Genomic DNA, 24,662 nt, shown 5'->3' with positions numbered 1-24,662 from the left:
TCAGTCCTCCTGCTTCTTCAGGAAGCGCACGCTGAGCAACGTCAGCACGGCAATCAGCGCTAACAGCGGCAGGTAGTAGAACCACAGGTCACCAAAGCCCAGCGCCTTGGAGAAAGTGCCACGGCTGATGATCAGGAAATGCGAGGTCGGGTAGATCTTGCCGATCACCGCCGCCGCACCCTCCAGCGAGGACACCGGATGGATCAGCCCGGCGAACTGGATCGCCGGGATCATGGTGGCGATAGTGGTGCCGAATACAGCGGCGATCTGGCTCTTCATGAAGGTCGAGAGCAGCAGCCCGATGCCCGTGCTGGTCACCACGTAGAGCAAGGCGCCAACGCACAGGGCGAGGAAGCTGCCCTTGAGTGGTACCTGGAACAGCAGCACGGCCATCGCCAGCATCAACGCGAAGTTGACCATGCCCATGGCGACGTAGGGCAGTTGCTTGCCGAGCAGGAATTCCAGGCGCGTCACCGGAGTGACGTAGAGGTTGGTAATCGAGCCGAGCTCCTTCTCGCGCACCACGCCCAGCGCGGTGAGCATGGCCGGGATCATGATCAGCAAGAGCGGAATCACCGCCGGCACCATGGCCTTGAGGCTCTCCACGTCAGGGTTGTAGCGGTAGCGTACTTCAGTGCTGGCAGCGGCACTGCCGGCGGCGCTACCACTCTGCCGGGCGAGATCGGCGAGGTAACTCGAATGCAGGCCCTGTACATAACCGAGCACGGTGCTGGCGCGGGTTGGCATGGCGCCGTCGATCCACACGCCAATGGTCGGCTCGGCGCCGCGCTTCAGGTCGCGGCCGAAGTTCGGCGGGATTTCCACCGCCAGGCTCAGCTCGCCGCTGCGCATGCGCTGCTCCAATTCCTCGGGACTCTGGATCGGGGCTTTTTCGATGAAGTAGCGCGAACCGGCGATGTTCAGTGCATAAGCCTGGCTGGTGACGGTCTGGTCGCGGTCGAGCACCGCGTAGCTGAGGTCCTCGACATCCATGTTGATGCCGTAGCCCATGATGAACATCAGCAGCGCGGTGCCGAGCAGCGCCAGGGTCAGGCGGATCGGGTCGCGGCGCAGTTCCATGGCCTCGCGGCGCGCGTAGCTGAACAGGCGCAGCCAACTAAAACGGTCGCTGCCGGCATGTTTCGCCGGCTCGGCAGGCGTTTCCGGAGCCGAGGCCACTTCCGGCGCCGCCGCGCTGCCCGCGGCCTCCTCCAAATAGGCGATGAAGGTGGCCTCGAGTGTCGGCAGGCCGCGTTTCTCCATCAGGCCCTGCGGGGTGTCACTGTCGAGCACCTTGCCGGCGTGCATCAGTGAGATACGGTCGCAGCGCTCGGCCTCGTTCATGAAATGGGTAGAGATGAAGATGGTCACACCGTCATTGCGCGACAGCTCCACCATCAGTTCCCAGAAACCGTCGCGGGCCACCGGATCGACGCCCGAAGTCGGCTCGTCGAGGATGAGGATTTCCGGCTTGTGGATCACCGCCACGGCCAGCGACAGGCGCTGGCGGATGCCCAGCGGCAGGCTGTCGGGTAACGCGTCGCGAACCTTCTGCAGGTCGAAGCGCTCGAGCATTTCCTGCACGCGCGGGCCGATCTGGTCAGCCGGCAAGTGGAATAGCTTGGCGTGCAGCTCGAGGTTCTGCAGCACCGTCAGTTCGGCATATAGCGAGAAAGCCTGGGACATGTAGCCGACCCGTCTGCGCGTTTCCATGTCCGTGGCGTTCACGGGCTGGCCGAACAGCGCACAGGTGCCTTCGCTGGCCGGCAAGAGGCCGGTGAGCATCTTCATGGTGGTGGACTTGCCGCAGCCGTTGGAGCCGAGGAAGCCGAAAATTTCCCCTCGCTCGATGCGGAAGCTCGCATGGTCCACCGCGACGAAATCACCAAAGCGGCAGGTCAGGCCTTCCGCCTCGATGGCGATCGTTGGTGCGCCGTCGGCCTTCGGGCGCGGCGGAATCACCAGCTTGTGGTGGCCTGCGCGCTTACTCTCCGGCAGCAGCGCGATGAAGGCTTCCTCCAGATTCTGCGTTTTGGTGTGCTCGCGCAGCTCGACGGGCGTGCCGGTCGCCAACACCTTACCGTCGTCCATCGCCACCAGCCAGTCGAACCGCTCGGCCTCCTCCATGTAGGCGGTGGCCACCAGCACACTCATGCCTTCGCGTCCGGCACGAATGCGCCCGATCAGTTCCCAGAACTGGTTGCGTGACAGTGGATCGACACCGGTGGTTGGCTCGTCGAGGATCAACAGATCGGGGTCATGGATCAGCGCGCAACACAAGCCGAGCTTCTGCTTCATCCCGCCGGAGAGCTTGCCCGCCGGGCGATCGGCGAAAGGTGTCAGGCCGGTGCTGTACAACAGGTCGGTGATGCGCCGCTCACGCTCGGCTTTGTCGTGGCCGAACAGGCGGCCGAAGAAATCGACGTTCTCGAACACCGACAGCGTCGGGTAGAGATTCTTGCCCAGCCCCTGCGGCATATAAGCGATGCGCGGGCACACGGAGCGGCGATGGCGCTCCTCGCGCATGTCACCGCCGAGCACCTGGATTTCGCCGTCCTGCATTTTCCGCGCGCCCGCAATCAGCGCCAGCAAGCTGGACTTGCCGACGCCATCCGGGCCGATCAGGCCGACCATGCGGTTGGCTGGGATCTCCAGGCTGACATCGTCCACTGCGCGGGTCTCGCCATAGCGCAGCGACACGCCGGTGAGACGTGCCACACAGCCAGCGCCGCTCATTGCGGGACCTTGATCTGCAACTCAGCCGGCCACTCGGCCTCAGGTTCGAGGCGCAGGTAGGCCATACCCGGTACGCCGGTCTTCACGTAGGCGGTGCGTTTCTCCAGCAGGGCCGGATCGATCCGCGCCTTGACGCGGAACATCAGCTTCTCGCGCTCGCTGGCGGTCTCCACGGTTTTTGGCGTGAACTGCGCGACGCTGGCAACGTAGGAGACCTTGGAGGGGATCACGTACTGCGGCAGCGCGTCGATCACCAGGCGCACTTCCTGACCGAGTTGCACCCGCCCGGCCTGCGCCGAAGGCAAGAAGAAGGTCATGTACACGTCGGCCAGGTCGACCAGATTGAGCACCTTGCCGCCAGCGGCGAGCACCTCTCCGGCCTGCGCCACGCGGTACTGCACGCGACCGGCGCGTGGCGCCTTGAGCTGGCTGTCGTCGATGTCTGCCTGCAGGCGCTCGACGCTGGCGCGTGCGGCCTCGACCGCCGATTGCGCTTCGACCACCTGGGACTTGGCAGCGGCGATACTGGCCTCGGCGGAAATCACCTGGGAACGGGCAGCGGCCAGCGCGGCCTGGGCGCTTTGCAGCACGGCGCGGTCGTCGTCGAGTTGCTGCTGGGCCATGGCGTGGCGTTTGACCAGCGTTTCGGTGCGCGAGAAGCGCTTGCTGGCGGCGGTCAGCTCGGCCTGGCGCTGGCCGACCACTGCGGCGGCGGTCTGCTTCTCGCTCTCGCGCTGGGCCACCAGGGCACCGGCAGTGAGCTGGGCGTTCTCGGCCTGACGTGTCTGCGCCTCGGCCTGGGTGAGCTGGGCCTGCAGCACCTGGGTGTCCATCTTCGCCACCACCTGGCCGACGCTGACGAAGTCGCCCTCATCCACCAGCACTTCGGCAACCCGCCCCGGCAACTTGGCGGCCACGTCCACCTCGGTGGCTTCGATGCGACCGTTGCCGCTGGCGAATCCGGCGCCGAGGCCGGAAGGTTGCAGGGTTTTCCAAGCGTACGCGGCGCCGGCCAATACCAACACGATTGCACCGAGACCTAACCATTTCTGCATTTTTTGAGTCATCATTGCCTCACTGACGGTTCATCCATGTAGGCATCCTAGCCACTCTCGGCGCCAGACACGTTGATTTGGATCAGACCGCAAGGAACCGGCTCGCTGCGACATTTCCTCACAAGCTCGCCAGCAGCCCCGGTGGTCTCGCGCAATACGCTGTAGTCAGGCTCACACCTGTACGGGCAGCGGCACGCAGAGCACATCGCACTGCACGTCACCCAGCAGTGTTTCGGCCACGCTGCCGAGCATCAGCTTCTTGAAGCCGACCCGGCTATGGGTGCCGATCACCAGCAAATCAGGGTCAATCCGCTCGATACAGCCCTTCAGTTCGACCACCGAGAAGCCTTCGGTGATCTGCACCTGACCGGCCGGTAGGTCGAGGCCCTGCTCTTTGAGGAAGCGATTTAGATCGGCCTCCGCCTGAGCTTCGGCCGCCCGCGTGCTGCTGGCAACGACCTCGGCCTCCACGCCGGAAAACATCATCTGGCCCTTGGCGAATGCCTCGAACACATGCACGGCGTACAGCTTGCTGTCGTCCAGAAGACCCAGCTCGCGAGTGGTCTGGATGGCGTAGGCCGAGCAGTCCGACATATCGCTGGCGAGCATCACCCGCCGGTAATCGCGCGGATCGATGGTACCCACGCGCAGCACCGGCAAGCGGCTGCTGCGAATAATTCGCTCGGCGCTGGTGCCAACGAAGAACTCACGCAGCAGGTTCTGCCGATGCATCCCCAAAATCAGCAACTGGCAACCCATACCAGTAGCTATTTCATTGATGGTCTGCTCGACCGGGCCAACCTCGACTATCACCCGCGGGAGCCGGCCGGCGATCAACGCCAAGCCCTCGACGCGACTTTCGAGCAACTCCTGGGCATCGGCCAGATGGCGCTCGATCAAGCGCTGCGGCTTGTCTTCATCGATCACATGCACCACGGCCCAGTCACAGGCAAAACGCTTGGCCAGCAACGCCGCACGCTGCACAGCCCGGTCGGAACGGGAAGAAAGGTCGGTCGCCACCATTAATGTGTTCATTGCGCAACTCCACGAGCCTCAATGGCTATATGTCATTGCAACTCAGGTTAGACCAGCGGCGCTTGATCCAGATCAAGCCGAGCCCGCCTTTGCCCGCTACCCTAACCTGCATGTGGTTGACCGAACCGTTTGAACGCGGTTCCGAACAGCGCAGTCCGCGCGGAGACCCACCATGCAAGCCATCATTTACCAAGCTGTCGGCCAGATTGGCCTGGAACAACGCCCGCAGCCCCAACTCCAGGATGCCACTGACGCCATCGTGCGAGTGGTGAAAACCACTATCTGCGGCACCGACCTGCACATCCTCAAGGGCGACGTGCCGACCTGCGAGCCGGGCCGCATCCTCGGCCATGAGGGCGTGGGCATCGTCGAACAGGTCGGCTCCGGCGTCTCGAGCTTCAAGCCCGGCGATCGCGTACTGATCTCCTGTATTACCGCCTGCGGGCGCTGCGACTACTGCAAGAAAGGCATGTACTCGCACTGTGCCGACGGCGGCTGGATTCTCGGTCACCGGATCGACGGCACCCAGGCCGAATACGTGCGCATCCCCCATGCCGACGGCAGCCTGCACCCCCTACCGGCGGGCATCCCCGACGAGGCCATGGTGATGCTCAGTGACATCCTGCCGACCGGATACGAATGCGGCGTGCTCAACGGCCACGTGCAACCCGGCGATATCGTCGCGATCATCGGCGCCGGTCCGGTGGGTCTGGCCGCACTGCTCACCGCGCAGTTCTATGCACCGGCGGCGATCGTGATGGTCGACCTGGACGACAACCGCCTCGCCGTCGCCCGGCAGTTCGGTGCTAGCCATGTGTTCAACAGCAATCGCGATGATGTGCTGGCCGAGTTGCAGGCCTTGAGCAATAGGCGGGGTGCAGACGTAGCCATCGAGGCGGTCGGCGTGCCGGCGACGTTCAGTCTGTGCGAACAGATCATCGCCCCCGGTGGCCATATCGCCGTGCTTGGCGTGCATGGGGTCAAGGTCGACCTGCATCTGGAAACGCTGTGGAGCCACAACATCACCCTGAAGACCGGCCTGGTCGATACCTTCACCACGCCGCAACTGCTGAAGATGGTCGAAGCCGGCAAGCTCGATCCGCAGCAGATGATTACCCACCGCTTCGCCTTCAGCGACGCGCTGAAGGCCTATGAGGTGTTCGGCAAAGCGGCGGACAGTCAGGCGTTGAAGGTGATTCTGCAGATGTGAGTCTTCAGGGCATCGCCGCGAAGAGACGGTGGGTAGGCAGCCCCACGAAACCGTAGGAGCGAATTTATTCGCGATAACCGGCAACGCCCATCGCGGATAAATCCGCTCCTACAAGGCGCGGGGCCCACGAAACAGGCGACCGTGGGGAACGGTCGCCGCGACAGGACGGAATCAGCGCTTGCGCAGAATCACGCTGCCGATCGAATACCCGGCACCAAACGAGCTGAGCACGCCCAGGCTGCCGCTCGGCAGGTCGTCCTGGTACTTGTGGAAGGCGATGACCGAGCCGGCCGAACTGGTGTTGGCGTAGGTGTCGAGAATCACCGGCGCCTCGCCTGGCTCGGCGTCACGGCCGAGCAGCTTGCGGGCGATCAGCAGGTTCATGTTGAGGTTGGCCTGGTGCAACCAGAAGCGCTTCACGTCGCTGACGTTCAGCTGGTTTTCCGCCAGATGCGCGCCAATCAACTCGGCAACCATCGGGCAAACGTCCTTGAACACCTTGCGGCCTTCCTGGACGAACAACTTGTCGCGCGCGCCCTTGCCCTTATCCGCCGCGCGGTTGAGGAAGCCGAAGTTGTTGCGGATGTTGTTGGAGAACTGAGTCAGCAGCTTGGTGCCGACCACGTCCCACTGGTGCTTGGAGGTCGCCTGGTCGGCGCGCTCGATGATCACCGCGGTGGCGCCGTCGCCGAAGATGAAGTGGCTGTCGCGGTCGCGGAAGTTCAGGTGGCCGGTGCAGATTTCCGGGTTGACCATCAGCACCGCGCGGGCCTGACCGGTTTGTACCGCGGCAGTGGCGGCCTGGATACCGAAGGTAGCCGACGAACAGGCGACGTTCATGTCATAGCCGAACCCGTTGATGCCGAGTGCGGCCTGCACTTCGATGGCCACCGCCGGGTAGGCGCGCTGCAGGTTGGAACAGGCGACGATCACCCCGTCGATATCGGCGACGGTCTTGCCTGCGCGTTGCAGCGCTTCTTTGGCGGCGCCAACCGCCATCTCGCAGAGAATCCCCCACTCGTCATTGGAGCGCTCCGGAATGTGCGGAACCATGCGCTGCGGGTCGAGAATGCCGGCTTTGTCGATGACGAAACGGCTTTTGATACCGGAGGCTTTTTCGATGAAGGCGCTGTTCGACTCGGTCAGCGCTTCGACTTCGCCGCGTTCGATGGCGGCTGCATTGTCGGCGTTGAATTGCCGCACATAGGCATTGAAGGATTCCACCAGCTCGTCGTTGGAGATGCTGTTCGCCGGGGTATAAAGGCCGGTACCACTGATGACGACGTTATGCACAGTCGTTCCTCTTGAGAGGTTATTGATCGAATGGCGGCTATTGTGCACCAAAATGCCGCCATTTCCCTACATCGAGAGAGAGCGTTTGTCCGACCTGGGGCAGCAATTGAGGCAAGCCTTCGGCCGCCACTCTGGAGGCTGCTGTGTAGCCGCCCTCTCAGGTCGAGCGCACTGTCGGTTTCCCTTAGCAGGCCGTTGAAAAATTACCTGCGTTGCCGATACGGCGTTAAAAACGGCCTCAAAATGCTCATTTACAACACGTAAACTGCGCTTTTTCGGCCGTTTTTGCCTTGTCTCGGCTGCCTCGCCTACATTTTTCAACGGCCTGCTAGTGCCGGTAAGGCAAAGCCGGCCAAAAGTCTTGGCCTGAGCAGCCGGCGCGGTGTGATTCAGGCCGGCGTGCTGCCTGTCACCCATTCATCGTTAGTCAGCATATTGGCCAACATGATGCGGTTGCGTCCGTGCCGTTTGGCTTCATATAGCGCCCGGTCGGCCTCGCGCAGCCAGGCGGTGGCATCCGTCAGATGCTGCTCGTAGCCGGCGATGCCGATGCTCAGGCTGAGACTGAGGTTTGGCGCCTCGTCGCACTGCAATGTCGCGACGTCACTACGCAGACGTTCGAGAATTTCCTGGGCGCGCTCCGGCGAAGTGCGAGGCAGCAAAATGCAGAACTCATCGCCGCCATAACGTCCGGCCAGATCCTCGCTGCGCAGGTTGTGCGCGATGCGCTCGCCAACCAGGCGCAACACCATGTCGCCGGCGATGTGGCCGTGTTGGTCGTTGGTGGACTTGAAGTGATCGACATCAATCAACGCCAGGCTGGCGCCCTGTTTCAACTGCTGGCATTGCTCGAATTCGAACTGCAGTAATTCTTTCCAGTGGCCCCGATTGAACAGCCGCGTGAGGTTGTCGATGCGGCTCAGCTCGCGGAGCGCCTTTTTGTGCTTTGCCAGCTGGATCGCCAGCTGATACAGCACCAGACCGATGATCATGGGATGCACCACGAGCATTGGAATGCTCGCGTAGACCTGCTGCGGCGTGGTTTTCGGCGAGAAGCCAAAGCCCAGCAGCAGCACCGACAGGCCGACCCCAAGCACTTGCAGGAGAATGCCCAGGGCCACGAAGCGCACGCCCCCGGCTGCAGTGTTGTTCATCGCCAACATCGACAGCAGCATCACAGTGGGCAACACGTTGAACTGAATGGTCGCGATCCAGAAGCCGGCGACCAGCGAGTCGATCAAAACATGGCGCTGCTCGGCTATATATGGCGCGTGGGAGTTAGCGGCGATGCGGTAGGCCAGCAGCGGCCAGACGTAGCAATACAACGCCAGCGCGCCCCACAGCCAGAGCGGTTCACCGCGACCCCAGAACACGCCGGCTACGGCAAAAAAGCCCACGCCCAAGCCAATCGCTCGTGGCCAAAACGCCCGTCGTACGAACGACATGCCTGTCTTTTTCCCTGGCCTGGAGCGTCTTTCTTCCATGTTTACAACTCACTAAGGTGTTGCCGGTGAATATAGCCTAGCGCCATCACGGCGCATGGCCTACCGACGGACTGCCATCCGCCGGCCGCCGGCGTCCTCATGCGGCGCACTTCGGTATATTCTTCGCGGCCATTTCCGACGGGAACCGCGACCATGAAAGATCAACTTATCGAACTGATCGGCAAAATCAGCTCCGGCTGCATGAACGTCGAGGAAATCGAGCGAATCGCCGCTGAAGCCGCCCAGGCCTACGCCGACCCGCAGGCGTTCCTGCAGGCCAATCCGGATATCAATTACGACGACAGTTTCCCCATCCCGCTAGGCGAATGGGTGGTGGTCGGCAGCCTGCCGGACATCGTGCTGTTTCAGGCCGACAGCTATGCCGAGTTGTTCGAGCAGATCGTCGCCTCGTTCGGCGCCGACGTGAATTTCGTCCTCAAACCCAAGCAATTGCTGAAGACCGAGCCGCTGAAAGCACTGAACCGTATCCAGGTCCAGCTAAGCAGCCTGTATCCGGAAAAAGGCGGCTACGTGCTGGTGGATTTCAGCGAACCGCTGGATGACGAGTTGCAGGCCGTACTGGTCTACACCAGCGATCTCGCCCGGGTCATGGAGTTGTGCGTGGAAGTGGGTATCTACGCGGCGCCCGCCTATCAAGCGGCCCTAGATGCCGAAGCCGACGACTAACGCTGACGCAACGGCGTGAGCAAATCGGACAGGCCGTTGTGATCGATTTCGTGCATCAACTCGAGCAGACGACCGATCTCGTTCTTGGGAAAGCCTTCGCGGGCGAACCAGTTGAGATAGTTGCCCGGTAGATCGGCGATCAAACGCCCCTTGTACTTGCCGTACGGCATCGGGCGGGTCACCAACAGTTGCAGATCTTCAGGCTTCATGCGCGTCCCATAACGATTGTTCAACGAGCCGCCAAGGCAGGCGGCGCCGGCAAGGATACGGCAAGACGGCAGCTCCACGGCATATCCTGCAGACTGCCCCGCACCACTGGCTTCGACCTGGCGACCATCCGACCGGCCTGCGCTCTTACCTTGGCCGAGCCGAGGCCTCACCGAAACTCGGTCGCGCCCTGACCACCCTGACACATCACGGAGAACTGCCAATGGCCCTGCATACCTGGCTGATCTATTTCGCCGCCATCATCGGCCTGTCGCTGACGCCCGGCCCCAACGGTTTGCTCGCCCTCACCCATGGTGCCCTGTACGGCCATCGCCGCACGCTGTGGACCATCGGCGGCGGTGTCGCGGGCTTCGTCGTGTTGATGGCGCTATCGATGTTCGGCATCGGCGCCTTGCTCAAGGCCTCGAACGACGCATTGGTGGTGCTCAAGCTGGCTGGCGGCGCCTATCTGGTCTGGCTTGGGATTCAGCTCTGGCGCGCGCCACCGATGCAGCTCAGCGCCCCCAGCGGTAGCGCGAGCAAGCCTGGCACGGCGATGTTCCGTCAGGGCCTGTTGTCGGCGATTTCGAACCCCAAGGTGATTCTGTTCTACGGTGCCTTCCTGCCGCAGTTCATCGATCCGCAAGGCAATCTGTGGCTGCAATTCGCCGTGATGGCCCTGACGTTCGCCCTCACCGAAGGGCTGACCGAATACCTTCTGGCGCGCCTCGCCCACCGCGTCCGCCCGTGGCTGGAACGTAGCGGCAAAGCCTTCAACCGCTGCTGCGGCGGACTCTTCGGCTTGATGGGCGTGGCCTTGCCGTTGACTCGTTGAGTGTCACGCCGAGTCATTCCCGGTCGAAGTGCTACACGACGATCCGCTGAGCCCGCCGTGCTGCGCTACCCTCACGCACTGCGCCGTGTTCCTTTTCGAGAGAGAGAAACGCCCATGTACGCTCTGCAATTCACCGCCACTGGCGATCTGGCCGCGCTCAGCCACCGCGAGCTGCCGACCCCGACTCCCGCCGCCGATGAAGTGCTGGTGGAAATCCACGCCGCCGGCCTCAACCCCAGCGATGTGAAGAACGTCCTCGGTCGCTTTCCCTACACCACCTTGCCTCGCGTACCCGGTCGCGATTTCGCCGGGGTGGTCGTGCAGGGCCCGGCCGAACTGATCGGCCAGGCGGTGTGGGGCACCGGCAACCAGATCGGCTTTTCCCGCGACGGCAGCCATGCCAGTCACATCTGCCTGCCGGCCAGCGGCGTGGCGCGCAAGCCCGAATCGCTGAGTTTCGCCCAAGCCGCCAGCTGCGGCGTGCCTTACACCACCGCCTGGGATGCCCTGCAACGCAGCCAGGTGACCGCCGGGACGCGCCTGCTGGTTATCGGCGCCAACGGCGCGGTCGGCAGCGCGGCGATCGGTCTAGCCCTGGCCCGTGGCGCCGAGGTAGTGGCCGCCGTGCGGCGTCCTGGTTATCTGCCTGCGCCGGGCGTGCAGAGCATTCAGCTCGACGAGCCGGCCAACCTCGCCGCGCAGGTGAAAGCGCATTTCCCCGGCGGCGCCGAGGTGATCTTCGACACCACCGGTTTCTGGCTACCGGCCGCCGTGTCGGCACTCGCGCCATTTGGGCGCATCGCCTACATCGCCGCGCCAGCCGACGGCTATGTGCAGCTACCGGCCCTGGCGCTGTACCGGCGTGGAGGGACGCTGGTCGGCGTCAACACGCTGCTGTACAGCACCGCCGATTGCGCGGCGATGCTCGATGGCTTCGGTGCGCTGTTCGACCAACGCAAGTTGCCGCTACCCGGCGACTTGCGCGAAGTGCCGCTGAGCGAAGGACCGGCGTGCTATCTGGCGGTCAATCAGGGCAGCACCGAGAAGTTCATCCTGCGGCCCTGAGTCTGGCGGCACGCGCGCTTGCAGCGTTAGCCCGGAACGATAAGCTGTCTAGCACGCGGCGGCCCGGCGCATTCCAGCGGGCCGCCTTCTCCTGCCGCTGGCAGGCGCCCTCGGTCGAACGGAATCCGCATGCCCTTTCTGCTTGTTGCGCTGTTGCTGTTGACGGGTGCCGCCGCGGCCGACGAGCGCCCGCTGCGCTTCTCGGTCAGCGAGAGCTGGGCGATGCCGATGATGCACATCGAGAACGGCCAGGCCACCGGAGGCATCCTCTACGACCTGCAGACCCGCCTGGCGCAGAAGGTCGGCCGCCAGGCTAATCAACTGGTCATGCCGCGCAAGCGCGTGCAGCAGATGCTGGTGCGTGGCGAAATCGACGTGCGCTGCTACGTCAACCCGACCTGGCTGCAGGAGTCGCACCACCAGTACATCTGGAGTGTGCCATTCATGATCCAGCGCGACCTGCTGGTGGCACCGACGCCAACCCTGATCCGCCCGGAGCAGTTGCACGACGAGGTGATCGGTACCGTGCTCGGCTTCAGCTACTCGCGCCTGGAGCCGCTGTTCGCCAGCGGCCAGTTGCAGCGTGACGACGCGCGCACCCAGGCGCTGACGCTGAGCAAGCTAAGCGTCGGGCGCAATCACTACGCGGTGAGCAATGAACTGGCGCTGGCCTGGTACAACCGCCAGCGCCCGGCCAACCAGCCGCTGTATCCAGTGGAGCAGCTCTCCGAGGACCTAGTCGCCTGCATCGTGCGCGACGAGCCTGACGTGCCGACCATGGCGCTGCTGCGCGCCCTGGTGCGGATGAAGCAGGATGGCGAGTTCGACGCCATCCTCGCCCGCTACCGCTGAGCTACAGGTCCAGCTCGCCGCCCGCCAGCATGCACAACGAGGTGAAATCGAGAATCTCGGTCTCCCGCCGATCGACGTGCAGCAGGCCCTGCTTCTGCAAGCGCGAAAAGCTGCGCGACACCGTTTCCACCGCTAGGCCCAGGTAATCGGCGATGTCGTGCCGCGACATGCTCAGGCGAAAACGCAGGGCGGAGAAGCCGCGCTCGCGAAAGTGCGCGGAGAGATTGAGCAGAAACGCGGCGATCCGCGAATCGGCATTGAGCCGCGACAGCAGCAGCTTCATCTGCTGGTCCTCGCGAATCTTCTGACTCATCAGCAGCAGCATCTGGTGCGCCAGGCGCGGCGTGCGCTCGGACAGACGCTCCAGTTCGTCGAATGAAATGCGGCTGCACGAGGTTTTCTCCAGCGTCTGGGCGGACACCGGGAAGCGCCCTTCGCCGATGCCGGAGAAGCCGAAGATTTCCGTGGGAAAGTAGAAGCCGGTGATCTTCTCCAGCCCCTGCTCGCTGGTGGCGACGGTCTTCATCGAACCGGAATGCACCAGGTACACGCTGTCGAACGGGTCACCCTGGCGAAACAGGTACTCGCCGGTGTTGAGCATGCGCGCGGGTTTGATGATCGCTTCCAGGTCGTGCAGCCGGTCCTCGCCGAGCGAGGGCGGAACCAGGCGGCAGTTGCGGCAATAGGGTTCCGGGGTGGTCACGTGGTTCATCAGGCTCTCCCAGAGAACGTCCGCGTGCACGGTCCCGGTGCGGCGCTTCTCCTATGACCTTAGCAACAGGTGCCGGAGATCACCCGCGCGGCCGCTTGCGCAACGGCTCGAGCAAGGCGCCTAGGCCCGTTGTGGTCGATCTCGTGCATTAGCGCTAGCAGGCGGCCGAGCTCGCCCTTGGGAAGCCTTCGCGGGCGAACCAGCCGAGGTAGTTGCCAGGCAGATCAGGGCGCGTCCGGGCGAATCGCGAAACCGCCCTTGGATTCGCTGACGATATGAAAACCGCGACTTTCCCCCGCCGCCACCTGCACCGCCAACTCGCGCCAGAGCAGGCCTTTGCCGCATAGAGTGTCGTCCTGCTTGTCGGCGGAAATCCCCACGACTCGCGCACCCGCCGGCACGTGAAAGGTCGCCACCTCACCGACACCGATGCGCGCCGCCACCTGACGATCCACCAGCACGGCGACATAGCAGCCGCCGCCGAGGAAACCGAGATCGCGGTTGACCACGATGGTCCCGCTACCCTCCGCGGCCTCTTGATAGGCCAGCAAACGCTCGCTCGGCACAGCTTGCACCTGCTCAGCCTTGTAAGACGAACAACCGGCGAGTAGCGCCAGCCCCAACAGCGCAACGATCGATCGCATGTAAAGCTCCTTGGGCGACGTGTCCGGGCAGTATTGGGGATGCCTGCGCATCGCTCAAGCTGAGCAACGCCGTGACCGCAAAACGCCCAGGGAGAGGGCTGCTCTTAGCGCGACTCCCCCATCCTACGAATTTCGCTCCAATCCACATACACACCGCCTTACCCAGTAGGAGCGAATCCATTCGCGATCCGCGATGGGCAGGCGAATGCATCGCGAATGAATTCGCTCCTACGAGACAACCCGAGGATGCAGCAGCACCAGTAGGATGAGTCGGACCGCATAGGTCGAACGTAGCGATACCCATCGGCATCGGCTCGATGGGTATCGTCGCTGCGCAGCTCAGCCCCTCTAAACCTCCCGCATCCGCGCCCGCCTGACCTGGGCGAATGCGCACCTCGTCACACCCATCCTGTGCGTCTTGCAGCTGTCATCGCAGCGTCATTCCAGCTTCATCTACGCCTTCTACTTTCGGATTGCTCCATAGCCGCGGGCCAGGTAAGTGCTGGCAGCCGTCCCGGAAAAGCAACTACCCCACTTGCTCAAGCCCAGACACGCACAGGGACTTTCACATGACCATTCGCTACCCACTGGCCTTCTCCGCCGCTTTCTCTGCCACCGTATGTGCTGCCCTGCTCGGCAGCACGTCTCCGGCTTTCGCTGACGACGCCAGCAAAGGCCTGAGCAACCGCCAGGCGCGCGGTGACATCACCGAGTTTGGCGGCGCACGGCGGATCAGCCGCGATCTGACCGACGCAGTGAAAGCCTCGCTGTCCGATCGCAAGGCCAAGAACGTGATCCTGCTGATTGGCGATGGCATGGGCGACTCGGAAATCACCCTGGCGCGCAACTACGCCGAAGGCGCCGGCGGCTATTTCAAGGGCATCGACGCCCTGCCGATCACCGGCCAATACACCCATTACGCGCTGCACAAAGACACCGGCAAGCCGGACTACGTGACCGATTCCGCCGCCTCGGGCACCGCCTGGGCCAGCGGGGTGAAAACCTACAACGGCGCCATCGGCGTGGACATCCACGAGAAGCCGCACATGACCCTTCTGGAGCTGGCCAAGCTGCGTGGCAAAGCCACCGGCAACGTCTCCACCTCCGAGTTGCAGGACGCCACGCCGGCCGTGCAGGTCGCGCACGTCACCGGGCGCAGATGCTATGGACCGAAGGCCACCAGCGCCCAGTGCCCGAGCAACGCCCTGGAAAATGGCGGGCTGGGCTCGATCACCGAACAGCTGCTCAACGCGCGTGCCGACGTGGTGCTGGGCGGCGGCGCGGCCAGCTTCGCGGAAACCGCCAAAGCCGGCAAATGGGTCGGCAAAACCCTGCGCGACCAAGCCCTCGCCCGGGGCTTCAAGATTGTCGAAAACAGCGCCGACTTGAAAAGCATCCGCAGCGCCAACCAGAGGCAGCCGCTGCTCGGCTTGTTCGCCACGGGCAACATGCCAGTGCGCTGGAACGGCCCGAAAGCCAGTTACCACGGCAACCTCACCCAACCGGCTGTGACCTGCCAGGTCAACCCGGAGCGCAGCAGCGACATCCCGACCCTGGCGGAAATGACCGGTAAGGCCATCGAACTGCTGAAGGACAACCGCTCCGGCTTCTTCCTGCAAGTCGAAGGCGCCTCCATCGACAAACAGGACCACGCCGCCAACCCGTGCGGGCAGATCGGGGAAACCGTCGACCTCGACGAAGCCGTGCAAAAAGCCCTGGCGTTCGCCAAGGCCGACGGCAACACCCTGGTCATCGTCACCGCCGACCACGCCCACTCCAGCCAGATCGTCGCCCCGGAATCCTCGGCACCCGGCCTGAGCCAGATGCTCACCACCAAAGACGGCGCGCCGATGGCCGTGAGCTATGGCACGTCCGAAGGTAGCTCGCAGGAGCACACCGGCAGCCAACTGCGCATCGCCGCTTACGGCCCACGCGCGGCCAACGTCACCGGCCTGACCGACCAGACCGACCTGTTCTTCACCATCGTCAATGCGCTGGACCTGAAGTAAGCCGCAACGGCTAGCAACCCCGCCCTCTCACCAGCGAGGGGCGGGGCACGCCGATACACGACGGCCTGCCACGCCGGCCGTCGCCTAAAACCAAGGAAGGTCGACAGGCTAGGCGGATGCTCCGCCCCATGCCGTTGCCTGCGAGCGATCCGCTCACCGATGCCCTTTGAATGCCCTGCGGCGCTCCAGCCCTGTAGGGCGGACTCAGGAGCGCCAGCGAACAGTCCGCCGCTTTATGCTCGCCGCCGCATTGGCGTACTGCGACGCGAGTACGCCCTACCGGGCTCAACCCTGAATGCGCTTCACTAGCCGCGTCTGCAGCTCCTTCAACGCCTCCGGATCAGCCTTGTTGGCCGCGTGCACGCCGAGCTTCTCGCCGGCAAAGCGCGGCACGATATGCACATGGATATGGAACACCGTCTGCCCAGCCGGCGCGCCGTTGAACTGCGCCACCTGCACGCCTTCGGGCTGCAACTCCTCTACGATCACCGCGGTGAGCTTCTGCACCACGCGCATGACCTTGCACAGCGTGTCCGCATCGACCTCCAGGATGTTGCGCGCCGCCGAATGCTTGGGGATCACCAACGTATGGCCGTAAGACTGCGGGAACGCATCGAGGAAGGCGAGCACCTCATCGTCCTCGTACAACTTGAAGCACGGGGCATCACCTTTGACGATCAGGGCGAAGATGTTCTGTGGATCATAAGTACCGTGCAGGCTCATAAGGTCTCCATTGGGCCGAGGGTCAATGGACCAACGATACCGACTTCTGCCCGCCGGAAAAACCAAACCAACACATAGGCGTTTCATGCCGTAGCCCGGATGCAATCCGGGAGCGCCGCCATCGACTCCCCGGATTGCATCCGGGCTACCACCTGGCTTTCGTAGGAGCGAATTAATTCGCGATTGCCCCAACCCCCATCGCGAATGAATTCGCTCCTACGCGTTGCAACATTCGAACGCAGCGCCATGCCCGCCGCTGGCGCCCCCTTCCCGCCTCGACGCGCGACAGGTATCGTCGCCTGCCGCGCCACCTGACCCTGAATCTCCGCACCATGTATCGAATCCTGAGCCTTGCCCTGCTGATCTCGCTATCGTTCGCCGCCCAGGCGAAGGTGGACGTCACGTCCGTCCAGAATCCACGCCTCGGCCCGGTGCTGGCGGTCAAGATCACCGAGGACATCGCCCCCGGCGACTACGAGGCGCTGCTCAAGGGCCTGCGTGCCCATCCAGGCAAATTCGCGCGCAAGATCCTGCTGCTCGACACCATCGGCGGCAGCGTCGTGGAAGCCACGCGCATGGGCCGTCTGCTGCGCGAATACGGCTTCGACGCGCTGGTGCCGGACTCCGGGCTCTGCCAGGGCAGTTGCATCTACCTGCTGGCGGCCGGCAAACAACGGACCGTGCGCGGCCCCGTCGGCCTGCACCGCCCCTATTTCCCCGGTGGTGATTCGGCGCGCGACCTGTCCACCGGCGGCGACCCGACCCGCTATCTGCGCGACATGGGCGTGGCGCCGAGCCTGGCGCAGGACATCCAGCAAATCCCGCCGCACAAGATGCGCGTCCTCTCCGCGGCCGATCTGACCCGCTACCGCCTCAACTGAACCTGGTCACCCGTACTGGCCGGACGGCGGCCCGATCCCCCAAGAGCCTGTTTACGATCTGCTGCGCGTCGGCCCTGCTGCGTTAAAAACAGGCTCGAAATGCTCATTTACAGCTCGTAAACTCCGCTTCCTCGCCTGTTTTTGTCTTGCATGGCTCTAGCTCGCGAGATCGTAAACAGGCTCTAACATTGCCGCCCTTTCGCAAGCCCCCGCAGCGCCCGCGCTGCCCGCCACAGGTACTCCATGAAACCCGCCCGTCTGCGCGCCGATGTCCTGGCCGGACTCACCTCCTCGTTCGCCCTGGTGCCCGAGTGCATCGCCTTCGCCCTGGTCGCCCACCTCAACCCGCTGATGGGCCTGTACGGTGCGTTCATCATCTGCACCCTCACCGCGCTGTTCGGCGGCCGGCCAGGGATGATCTCCGGCGCGGCCGGCTCGATGGCAGTGGTGATCGTCGCCCTGGTGGTGCAACACGGCGTGCAATACCTGCTCGCCACCGTGCTGCTCGGCGGCTTGCTGATGATGCTGTTCGGCGCCCTGCGCCTGGGCAAACTGGTGCGCATGGTGCCGCACCCGGTGATGCTCGGCTTCGTCAATGGCCTGGCGATCATCATCGCCCTCGCTCAGCTGGAGCACTTCAAGCAGGGCGAGGCCTGGCTGTCCGGTACGCCGCTGTACTGGATGCTCGGCCTGGTCGCGCTGACCATGGCCATCGTCTATGCCCTGCCGCGCCTGACCCGCGCCGTGCCGCCGGCGCTGGTGGCGATCCTCGGCGTCGGCCTGCTGACCTTCGCCCTCGGCCTGCCGACGCGCACCCTCGGCGACATGGCGCACATCGCCGGCGGCCTGCCGAGCCTGGCGTTGCCGGAGATTCCCTGGAGCCTCGAGACGCTGCGCATCATCGCCCCCTATGCGCTGCTGATGGCACTGGTCGGCCTGCTGGAAACCCTGCTGACCCTCAACCTCACCGACGAGATCACCGAAAGCCGTGGCCACCCCGACCGCGAATGCGTGGCCCTCGGCGCGGCCAACATGGTCTCCGGCCTGTTCGGCGGCATGGGCGGTTGCGCGATGATCGGCCAGACGGTGATCAACCTCAGCTCCGGCGGCCGCGGCCGGCTGTCCGGGGTGGTCAGCGGGGTGATGATCGTGCTGTTCGTGCTGTTCCTCTCGCCGCTGATCGAGCGCATCCCGCTCGCCGCGCTGGTCGGCGTGATGTTCGTGGTCGCTCAGCAGACCTTCGCCTGGGCTTCGCTGCGGGTGCTCGGCAAGGTGCCGCTGCATGATGTGTTGGTGATTGTCGCCGTCACCGTCATCACCGTGTTCACCGACCTGGCTACCGCCGTGCTCTGCGGTATCGTCATCGCCGCGCTGAACTTCGCCTGGCAGCACGCCCGCGAGCTGTATGCCGACAGCCACACTGAAAGCGACGGCAGCAAGCTCTACCTGCCCCACGGCACGCTGTTCTTCGCCTCCTCGACGCAGTTTCTCAACCTGTTCGACGCCGCCGGCGACCCATCGCAGGCGACCCTCGACTGCCGCCACCTGAGCTTCGTCGACTACTCCGCCATCGCCGCCCTGCAAACCCTGCGCGAACGCTACGCCAAAGCCGGTAAACACCTGCGCGTCATGCATCTATCCGAGCGCTGCAAACAACTGCTCAAGCGCGCCGGCATCCAGCCCGACCCCACCGCCGCGTAGGGTGGGTCGGGCCGAGCAGGTCGAGCACAGCGATACCCGCCCGTTCCAACCACCCTCGCCACTCAACCATCCCGCGCCGCCAACAACGGCCGGAGCAGCGCCTGCATGCTGCGCCAGTGCGAGCCCTCCCAGAACACCCGCTGACAGCCATCGCAGGTGAGAAAGCGCTGATACAACTCGCGCACCTTCGGCGGCAGGCGCTCGAGTACCGCCGCCTTGTCCACCTCGCGCAGCGGCGCATTGCAATGCAGGCACAAGCTGAACGGCCGCGCGCTGCCGGCCAAGTCCAGCCGCTCGAACAACTCACGCAACTGCAACGCCGGCTTCAACGCCCGCACATAGCAGCCGTGGGTGACATTGCGCCGCTTGAGCAACTCTCGGTCGCGGGTCAGCACGATTCGCCCTTCGTCAGCGCCCAGTGCGGCGATCTGCGCGTCGGCGAAGTCCGTCTCGTACAGCGTGTCGAACCCGGCCAGGCGCAGCAGATGCGCCAGCCCACCGAGATGCACATCGGCGACGAAGCGCGTCACCCGCAACGGCCGTTCACGCACCCGCAACAGCGAGCTGACATCCAGCGCCTCGAACTTCGGATACACCGCAATCCGGTCGCCGTCTTCAATCAACCGCTCAAACCCCACCGACTCGCCATTCACCAACACCAACTCCACCTCGGTATGCGGCACGCCGAGGGCTTCGATCATGTGCTTGGTGGTCGCGGCGCGGGCGCAGACGCAGGTGATGTCCTGCCGGCGGCGGTCGGCGGGGAGGAACTCGTTGAGTTCTTCGTAGAAGCGAAAGGTGGCGGTGGTCATGGGGGAACTATGGCAGGGCTGGGAGAGGTGCGGCGGGCGAGTGTTGACCGAAGACAGAAAATATATCTGCCCCCTTTTCCCGCCGGCATCCAACCCGACTCCACCGCCTCGTAGGGTGGGTGGGGCCGCCTAGGTCGAGCGCAGCGATACCCACGCGGCCATCTACCCCTCTCCACTCAACCACCCCGCGCCAGCTTCTCGTAGAAGCGGAAGGTGGCGATAACCATGCGGAAACTACTGGCCTTGGGCGGCGCTCGCGTACACGGGCAACTGGGCTATTTCAGATACCTTGAAATAGGACCATCGGCGAGAAGTTGAACCGATCAACGCTCCCGAAACTTCCTTGTCAGCGCCTTGGCAACCCAGGTCTCAGTTGGACTTGTCCTTCTTCCTGACAACATCCAGATAAAAACTCACCACCCCAAGTAGAAGAATCAGGGACACCACGAGTAACCCAACATCTGTGCTGCTCATCAATATCTCCAAGCGTCGACTGTTAGTCCTGCGACAAACCCAGGTGTGAAGCGTTGGTAGAAGCCTCTACCGCTCGCAGCCCGCGGGCTCACGAAAAGATCCTTGTGAAAAATCCCCCTCTCCAACGCCGGTCCCGGCCACCATCTGCCGATGCCTCCGGGCGTCCACCGCGGAAGTCCCGCGCCAGGCGCTTGAGGAACAGCACCATCACCCCGCCCAGTAACAACATCGCCAACACCAGAATCGGATAGGCCAGCCACCAGGGCACGCCGGCCGTCATCATGCTGAACTCGGACATGCCGCCGATGCTGGCGATCAGGTTCAGGGGCAGAAACACCACGTTGATCAGGGTCAGCTTGCGCAGCATTTCGTTCATGGTGTTGTTGGCCAAATTGCCGCGGGCATCCATCAGCCCGGCGAACACCGTGGAGTAGATCTCCGCCTGCTTGTAGCACTGGTTGTTTTCGATGATCAGGTCGTCGATCAGCGCCAGCACCTCGGCGCTGAAATGCCTCTTCTCGGCATGGTTGCGCAGCCTTGAGAGCACTGTGCCGTTACTGTGGATGGCGTTGATGTAATAGATCAGGCTCTCGCTGAGATTGAACATCTGCACCAGATGGTGGTTCTGCATCGAGCTGTTGAAGCGCTGCTGGAGTTCGCGGGCCACCATCTTGATCACCTTGAGATGGCCCAGGTAGTGGTGGATGTTGCTGAACAGCATGTCCAGCAGCACATCCAATGGCGTGTGCAGGTCGTGGCGGGCGCCCAGTCCGCGCATCTGCGAGTCGTCCGGGGCGATCAGAACCAGGCGTTCGGCGCTCAGCAGCAGGCCAAAGGACGACACCTCGAAGGAGAAGCTGTCGCCGCCCGAGTAGTTCTCGGGGCGCTTCCAGATCAGAAAGAGGCTGTCCGGGTGGAACTCGATGCGCGATACCTCGTCCGGGTCCAGGGCCGAGGCCAGCGCATGCTCGTCGAGGCGGAACCTGCTCTGCAGCAGGTCACGCTCGGCGGCATCCGGATTGATGAAGAGAAGCACCTCGGCGTCCAGGCTTTCGGTCGGACGCAATACGCCTTGGGAGAGTTGGAAGCTGTTAACCATTTGGATGCCTCGATCCTCGCCGAACTTCTAGTGGAACGGCCCTACCAGGCCTGGCCGCGTCGTTTCAGTTCCAGCCTGCGGACGAATTCTTCCAGCACCAGGGTGTAGAGGTCGTCCTGCAGGTACGCGTCCTCGATCCCGGCATCGAGGTTGGGGTTGTCGTTCACTTCGATCACCACTACCCGGTCGCCAACCTGCTTGAGGTCCACCCCATAGAGACCATCGCCGATCAGGTTGGCCGTTTTCACCGCCAGCTCCACCACCGCGCGGGGCGCTTCATGGACGGCCAGCGTGCGGCACTCGCCAATCACTTCGGCACCCATGGCCTTGTGGTTGAAGATCTGCCAGTGGCCCTTCGACATGAAGTACTGGCAGGCGAAGATCGGCTTGCGGTTAAGAATTCCGATGCGCCAGTCGTAGTCGGTGTAGAGGAACTCCTGGGCGAGTAGCAGCACCGAGTGCTCGAAGAGTTCGTCGGTAGCCTTGAGCAGCTGCTCTTGGTTTTCCACCTTGATCACTCCGCGCGAGAAGCAGCCGTCGGGAATCTTCAGCACCAACGGGAAACCCAGCCGCTCGCCCACTTGCTCCAGCTCCTGCGGGTTGTCCTTGTAGAGGATCTCGCTGGCCGGCATCGCCAGCTTGTTGCTGCGCAGCAGATCGGTCAGGTAGACCTTGTTGGTGCAGCGCAGGATGGAGGTCGGGTCGTCCATCACCACTAGCCCTTCGCTTTCAGCCTTCTTGGCGAAGCGATAGGTGTGGTTGTCCACACTGGTGGTCTCGCGGATCAACAAGGCGTCGTACTCAGCAAGCCGTGCGTAATCCTTCTTCTCGATCAACTCGACATCAATACCCATGCTCCGGCCAACGCGGACGAAACTCTCCAAGGCCTTGGCATTCGACGGCGGCAGCGTTTCGTCAGGATCATGCAGAATGGCCAGGTCATAGCGCGCCACGCGCCTGGATCGAGGGACGCGCCAGATCTTGCGGCTGAAACCATCCAACGCGTTGGCAAACTGATCTTCCTGACTCTCACGCAACTTGTGCAAAGCGCCTGACTTCACTCCGGCAATTTGCCAGCCATCGGCCTTTCTGAATTCGACCAGCAATATCGGACAGGGAAATGCCTCAAATAATTGGCGGGCAATATCCTGCAGAGGCTCCATATCTGTTCGGCCAAAATAAAGCCTCAGGGTAAAACCTTCAGTACTTAAATACTGGTGATTGCTCAGCGCCTTCTCAAGTGTCTTTTCTAGATCATCCAGGGCCAAGCCATAGAGTGACTTACGGGTAAGTTCGCTGATTGTCTTAACCGATGGAATTACTTTGTGACCACGCGCCTCAGCCAGCAACGAGCAATAATACCCATGCCCTAAGTACTTGTAATTACGGCATAAATTAATCACCTGAACACGCTTTCCAAACTCATTATTGCGCGACTGCTCTAGGTATTCTTGCGCGCTCACCACATCTTCGCTCGGGAAGTAACTAGCCCAGTCCTCCTTCCGCTCCACAATAATAACCAGCTGACCTGAACTCTTACCTTCACTTACAAGATAAGTTTTCCTAGCCATTGTAGAATCCAAACCTTTATCTAATACTCCGCGCAAATCAACCTGTAGCGATGCCATCTCTCTGACCCGTCGAAGAACAAGTGCATAACTATTAAACACGGACTTTTTTAAAAGTCTCGCTTCATTACGAAAGTTTTACGGCGACTCCTATGGACTTTATATTTCGCAATGCCACTCCCGAAGACCTCCAGCCATTGCTGGCCTTGGAGAACCAGTGTTTCGAACACGACCGACTGACGCCCCGCAGCTTTCAGTGGATGATCAGCCGCGCCCACGCGAGCCTGGTCGTCGCCGAGACTGAAGGTGGGTTGATGGGCTACGCCCTGCTGCTGTTCCATCGGAGCACATCACTGGCCCGGCTCTACTCCATCGCCATTTCGTCAGAGGCCCGCGGTCAAGGGCTGGCCAAACGCCTGTTGGCAGAGATGGAGCAAAGCGCCCTGGCGCACGACTGCACAGGTGTGCGCCTTGAGGTCCGTCCGGACAACCCGGCAGCCATCGGGCTTTACGAAGGGGTTGGTTATCGACGCTTTGCCCTGATCAACGACTACTACGAAGACCACGCCGATGCCTTGCGCTACGAGAAGCACATCATCCAGCCGCCTGCCGGCGAGATGCGCCGACGGCGATCGGCGGGGAGGAAGTCGTTGAGCGCCTCGTAGAAGCGGAAGGTGGCGGTGGCCATGGGAAACCTATGGCAACGCAGGCACAAGCTGAACGGCCGCGCGCTGCCGGCCAGGCCCAGCCGCTCGAACACCTCACGCGATTGCCACGCTGGCTTCAGCGCGCGAGCGCGCGCACGTAGTAGCCGTGAGTAACGTTGCGCGCCGACTTCTAGCTCGTCAAAACCACTGATCATTACGCTTGCGCCGCACCCGCAGCAGAGCCGGGAGGATCAGCCCGGCGAATAGCCCGACACCGGCGATGCTGCCGCCGTAGATCATGTAGCGCATCAGTACCTGCTTGTTCTCGTCGCCCAACTGCGCCTGCACCTCGCGTAATTCGGTGCGGGCCTGGCTCAGTTCACTGTCCAGCGCGGTGCGCGCTGCTTGCAATTCGTCGATCAGCACTTTGCGCGAATCCAGGGTCTCCTGCATGCCTTGCACGCGGGTCTTCCAGGTGTCGTCGATGCCTTTCAGCTCGGCCTGGAGTTCGGCCACCTTTTGATCCAACTGCGGCAGGCGCTCGGCTTGGCCGGGCACTTCCTGTAGATCGCGGCTGGCGATCCATACGCTGTTGCCGTTCTCACCACGCACTTGGCTGTAACCCTCCTGGGTGCGCAACAACTCGACCTTCTGTCCAGAGGTGAGCGTGCCGACAATACGGTAGCCGTCGGTGGGACCGCTGCGCACGAAGGTCGTCAGGCTATCGCTCACCCAGCGCGCAGTGCTGGCGGGCTCCTCGGCCTGCGCGGGGGCACCGACCGCCAGTAGACCAGCTAGCAGGCAGGCAGCGATGGCGCGGAGCTGGAGCGGGGAAGCACAGGCGGGGAAATGACAAGATAGGGGCATGGGCGATCTTCACATGACGATAGAACGAAGCCCGGTAAACGGGCGCGATAGGAGCGGCCAAGCGAA

At 63.1% G+C, this 24,662-nt stretch carries 21 protein-coding genes and 2 pseudogenes; 9 read left to right on the top strand and 14 right to left on the bottom strand.

Annotated elements, in window-relative coordinates; all coding sequences use genetic code 11:
- The 3 genes from rbbA to NVV93_RS05865 all read right to left on the bottom strand — a co-directional run bounded on the left by rbbA (position 1) and on the right by NVV93_RS05865 (position 4,826).
- Positions 1–2,736: a ribosome-associated ATPase/putative transporter RbbA gene (gene rbbA, locus NVV93_RS05875; protein WP_258253509.1), complete on the bottom strand. Its 2,736-nt coding sequence runs from the start codon at positions 2,734–2,736 to the stop codon at positions 1–3.
- Entirely contained in the window at positions 2,733–3,803 is a 1,071-nt protein-coding gene (locus NVV93_RS05870; protein WP_258253508.1) for an HlyD family secretion protein, read from the bottom strand. The genes rbbA and NVV93_RS05870 overlap by 4 nt, the downstream gene beginning before the upstream one ends.
- A 159-nt stretch (positions 3,804–3,962) precedes the next feature.
- A complete protein-coding gene (locus NVV93_RS05865) occupies positions 3,963–4,826 on the bottom strand; it encodes a universal stress protein (protein ID WP_258253507.1) in 864 nt (287 codons plus the stop codon).
- 172 nt (positions 4,827–4,998) lie between these two features.
- Here NVV93_RS05865 and NVV93_RS05860 point away from each other — a divergent pair, with 172 nt between their 5' ends.
- Positions 4,999–6,036, top strand: coding sequence for a zinc-dependent alcohol dehydrogenase family protein (locus NVV93_RS05860; RefSeq protein WP_258253506.1), 1,038 nt, complete (start codon positions 4,999–5,001; stop codon positions 6,034–6,036).
- Positions 6,037–6,207: 171 nt separating this feature from the next.
- Here NVV93_RS05860 and NVV93_RS05855 read toward each other — a convergent pair whose 3' ends face one another.
- Both NVV93_RS05855 and NVV93_RS05850 read right to left on the bottom strand, forming a co-directional pair.
- On the bottom strand, positions 6,208–7,329 hold the full coding sequence (locus NVV93_RS05855) for a beta-ketoacyl-ACP synthase III (protein ID WP_258253505.1): 1,122 nt from the start codon (positions 7,327–7,329) through the stop codon (positions 6,208–6,210).
- A gap of 389 nt (positions 7,330–7,718) precedes the next feature.
- Positions 7,719–8,774, bottom strand: a complete 1,056-nt coding sequence (locus tag NVV93_RS05850; protein WP_258253504.1) for a diguanylate cyclase — start codon at positions 8,772–8,774, stop codon at positions 7,719–7,721.
- Between the two features lie 192 nt (positions 8,775–8,966).
- On the opposite strand from NVV93_RS05850, the gene NVV93_RS05845 reads away from it, so the two are divergent.
- Positions 8,967–9,500: a hypothetical protein gene (locus NVV93_RS05845; RefSeq protein ID WP_258253503.1), complete on the top strand. Its 534-nt coding sequence runs from the start codon at positions 8,967–8,969 to the stop codon at positions 9,498–9,500.
- Here NVV93_RS05845 and NVV93_RS05840 read toward each other — a convergent pair.
- Positions 9,497–9,709 (bottom strand): DUF3820 family protein, encoded by a 213-nt coding sequence (locus tag NVV93_RS05840; protein ID WP_258253502.1) that lies wholly within the window; start codon positions 9,707–9,709, stop codon positions 9,497–9,499. The two genes, NVV93_RS05845 and NVV93_RS05840, sit on opposite strands and share 4 nt — an antisense overlap.
- Positions 9,710–9,930: 221 nt before the next feature.
- On the opposite strand from NVV93_RS05840, the gene NVV93_RS05835 reads away from it, so the two are divergent.
- The 3 genes from NVV93_RS05835 to NVV93_RS05825 all read left to right on the top strand — a co-directional run bounded on the left by NVV93_RS05835 (position 9,931) and on the right by NVV93_RS05825 (position 12,459).
- Positions 9,931–10,542, top strand: a complete 612-nt coding sequence (locus NVV93_RS05835) for a LysE family translocator (protein ID WP_258253501.1) — start codon at positions 9,931–9,933, stop codon at positions 10,540–10,542.
- A 114-nt stretch (positions 10,543–10,656) separates the two neighbouring features.
- Entirely contained in the window at positions 10,657–11,607 is a 951-nt protein-coding gene (locus tag NVV93_RS05830) for a zinc-binding alcohol dehydrogenase family protein (protein ID WP_258253500.1), read from the top strand.
- A gap of 129 nt (positions 11,608–11,736) precedes the next feature.
- Complete coding sequence (locus NVV93_RS05825; protein ID WP_258253499.1) at positions 11,737–12,459, top strand: ABC transporter substrate-binding protein; 723 nt, start codon at positions 11,737–11,739, stop codon at positions 12,457–12,459.
- A gap of 1 nt (position 12,460) precedes the next feature.
- Here NVV93_RS05825 and NVV93_RS05820 read toward each other — a convergent pair whose 3' ends face one another.
- From NVV93_RS05820 to NVV93_RS05810, 3 genes and pseudogenes are all read right to left on the bottom strand, one after another.
- The gene (locus NVV93_RS05820; protein WP_258253498.1) at positions 12,461–13,171 is read right to left on the bottom strand and encodes a helix-turn-helix domain-containing protein; all 711 of its coding nucleotides are present in this window, start codon (positions 13,169–13,171) and stop codon (positions 12,461–12,463) included.
- 79 nt (positions 13,172–13,250) lie between these two features.
- Positions 13,251–13,397: pseudogene (locus tag NVV93_RS05815) on the bottom strand (DUF3820 family protein); the annotation flags it as partial.
- Positions 13,396–13,815 carry a 3-isopropylmalate dehydratase gene (locus tag NVV93_RS05810; protein WP_258253497.1) on the bottom strand — a complete coding sequence of 140 codons (420 nt, stop codon included), beginning with the start codon at positions 13,813–13,815 and terminating at the stop codon, positions 13,396–13,398. The pseudogene NVV93_RS05815 and the gene NVV93_RS05810, both read right to left, overlap by 2 nt.
- A gap of 569 nt (positions 13,816–14,384) precedes the next feature.
- Between NVV93_RS05810 and phoA the strand changes: the two genes are divergently transcribed.
- On the top strand, positions 14,385–15,824 hold the full coding sequence (gene phoA, locus NVV93_RS05805; protein ID WP_258253496.1) for an alkaline phosphatase: 1,440 nt from the start codon (positions 14,385–14,387) through the stop codon (positions 15,822–15,824).
- A 285-nt stretch (positions 15,825–16,109) separates the two neighbouring features.
- On the opposite strand, the gene NVV93_RS05800 is transcribed toward phoA, so the two are convergent.
- A complete protein-coding gene (locus NVV93_RS05800; RefSeq protein ID WP_258253495.1) occupies positions 16,110–16,547 on the bottom strand; it encodes an HIT family protein in 438 nt (145 codons plus the stop codon).
- 332 nt (positions 16,548–16,879) lie between these two features.
- Here NVV93_RS05800 and NVV93_RS05795 point away from each other — a divergent pair, with 332 nt between their 5' ends.
- Complete coding sequence (locus NVV93_RS05795) at positions 16,880–17,428, top strand: hypothetical protein (protein WP_258253494.1); 549 nt, start codon at positions 16,880–16,882, stop codon at positions 17,426–17,428.
- Positions 17,429–17,671: 243 nt separating this feature from the next.
- Positions 17,672–19,129, top strand: a complete 1,458-nt coding sequence (locus NVV93_RS05790) for a SulP family inorganic anion transporter (protein WP_258253493.1) — start codon at positions 17,672–17,674, stop codon at positions 19,127–19,129.
- A gap of 62 nt (positions 19,130–19,191) precedes the next feature.
- Here the strand turns inward: NVV93_RS05790 and NVV93_RS05785 are convergent, their stop codons facing one another.
- The 3 genes from NVV93_RS05785 to NVV93_RS05775 form a co-directional block, all read right to left on the bottom strand.
- Positions 19,192–19,941 carry a Mut7-C ubiquitin/RNAse domain-containing protein gene (locus NVV93_RS05785; protein WP_258253492.1) on the bottom strand — a complete coding sequence of 250 codons (750 nt, stop codon included), beginning with the start codon at positions 19,939–19,941 and terminating at the stop codon, positions 19,192–19,194.
- Between the two features lie 562 nt (positions 19,942–20,503).
- Positions 20,504–21,514 (bottom strand): magnesium transporter CorA family protein, encoded by a 1,011-nt coding sequence (locus tag NVV93_RS05780; RefSeq protein WP_258253491.1) that lies wholly within the window; start codon positions 21,512–21,514, stop codon positions 20,504–20,506.
- Between the two features lie 41 nt (positions 21,515–21,555).
- Positions 21,556–23,085: a RimK family protein gene (locus NVV93_RS05775; RefSeq protein ID WP_258253490.1), complete on the bottom strand. Its 1,530-nt coding sequence runs from the start codon at positions 23,083–23,085 to the stop codon at positions 21,556–21,558.
- Between the two features lie 149 nt (positions 23,086–23,234).
- Here NVV93_RS05775 and NVV93_RS05770 point away from each other — a divergent pair.
- A pseudogene (locus NVV93_RS05770) lies at positions 23,235–23,684 on the top strand (GNAT family N-acetyltransferase); the annotation flags it as partial.
- 243 nt (positions 23,685–23,927) lie between these two features.
- Here the strand turns inward: NVV93_RS05770 and NVV93_RS05760 are convergent.
- Positions 23,928–24,596, bottom strand: a complete 669-nt coding sequence (locus NVV93_RS05760) for a TIGR04211 family SH3 domain-containing protein (protein WP_258253489.1) — start codon at positions 24,594–24,596, stop codon at positions 23,928–23,930.
- Positions 24,597–24,662: the final 66 nt, after the last annotated feature.

It is taken from the genome of Pseudomonas sp. LS44, from assembly GCF_024730785.1.
Classification (GTDB): domain Bacteria; phylum Pseudomonadota; class Gammaproteobacteria; order Pseudomonadales; family Pseudomonadaceae; genus Aquipseudomonas.
The sequence above is the reverse complement of the archived record's forward strand: the minus strand, read 5'-3'. Positions and strand labels throughout refer to the sequence as shown.

What these genes read in the sequence shown, in the direction of transcription:
- rbbA (WP_258253509.1), bottom strand. Translation starts at nt 2,736, where the DNA reads ATGAGCGGCGCTGGCTGTGTGGCACGTCTCACCGGCGTGTCGCTGCGC.
- NVV93_RS05870 (WP_258253508.1), bottom strand. Translation starts at nt 3,803, where the DNA reads ATGACTCAAAAAATGCAGAAATGGTTAGGTCTCGGTGCAATCGTGTTG.
- NVV93_RS05865 (WP_258253507.1), bottom strand. Translation starts at nt 4,826, where the DNA reads ATGAACACATTAATGGTGGCGACCGACCTTTCTTCCCGTTCCGACCGG.
- NVV93_RS05860 (WP_258253506.1), top strand. Translation starts at nt 4,999, where the DNA reads ATGCAAGCCATCATTTACCAAGCTGTCGGCCAGATTGGCCTGGAACAA.
- NVV93_RS05850 (WP_258253504.1), bottom strand. Translation starts at nt 8,774, where the DNA reads ATGTCGTTCGTACGACGGGCGTTTTGGCCACGAGCGATTGGCTTGGGC.
- NVV93_RS05845 (WP_258253503.1), top strand. Translation starts at nt 8,967, where the DNA reads ATGAAAGATCAACTTATCGAACTGATCGGCAAAATCAGCTCCGGCTGC.
- NVV93_RS05840 (WP_258253502.1), bottom strand. Translation starts at nt 9,709, where the DNA reads ATGAAGCCTGAAGATCTGCAACTGTTGGTGACCCGCCCGATGCCGTAC.
- NVV93_RS05835 (WP_258253501.1), top strand. Translation starts at nt 9,931, where the DNA reads ATGGCCCTGCATACCTGGCTGATCTATTTCGCCGCCATCATCGGCCTG.
- NVV93_RS05830 (WP_258253500.1), top strand. Translation starts at nt 10,657, where the DNA reads ATGTACGCTCTGCAATTCACCGCCACTGGCGATCTGGCCGCGCTCAGC.
- NVV93_RS05825 (WP_258253499.1), top strand. Translation starts at nt 11,737, where the DNA reads ATGCCCTTTCTGCTTGTTGCGCTGTTGCTGTTGACGGGTGCCGCCGCG.
- NVV93_RS05820 (WP_258253498.1), bottom strand. Translation starts at nt 13,171, where the DNA reads ATGAACCACGTGACCACCCCGGAACCCTATTGCCGCAACTGCCGCCTG.
- NVV93_RS05810 (WP_258253497.1), bottom strand. Translation starts at nt 13,815, where the DNA reads ATGCGATCGATCGTTGCGCTGTTGGGGCTGGCGCTACTCGCCGGTTGT.
- phoA (WP_258253496.1), top strand. Translation starts at nt 14,385, where the DNA reads ATGACCATTCGCTACCCACTGGCCTTCTCCGCCGCTTTCTCTGCCACC.
- NVV93_RS05800 (WP_258253495.1), bottom strand. Translation starts at nt 16,547, where the DNA reads ATGAGCCTGCACGGTACTTATGATCCACAGAACATCTTCGCCCTGATC.
- NVV93_RS05795 (WP_258253494.1), top strand. Translation starts at nt 16,880, where the DNA reads ATGTATCGAATCCTGAGCCTTGCCCTGCTGATCTCGCTATCGTTCGCC.
- NVV93_RS05790 (WP_258253493.1), top strand. Translation starts at nt 17,672, where the DNA reads ATGAAACCCGCCCGTCTGCGCGCCGATGTCCTGGCCGGACTCACCTCC.
- NVV93_RS05785 (WP_258253492.1), bottom strand. Translation starts at nt 19,941, where the DNA reads ATGACCACCGCCACCTTTCGCTTCTACGAAGAACTCAACGAGTTCCTC.
- NVV93_RS05780 (WP_258253491.1), bottom strand. Translation starts at nt 21,514, where the DNA reads ATGGTTAACAGCTTCCAACTCTCCCAAGGCGTATTGCGTCCGACCGAA.
- NVV93_RS05775 (WP_258253490.1), bottom strand. Translation starts at nt 23,085, where the DNA reads ATGGCTAGGAAAACTTATCTTGTAAGTGAAGGTAAGAGTTCAGGTCAG.
- NVV93_RS05760 (WP_258253489.1), bottom strand. Translation starts at nt 24,596, where the DNA reads ATGCCCCTATCTTGTCATTTCCCCGCCTGTGCTTCCCCGCTCCAGCTC.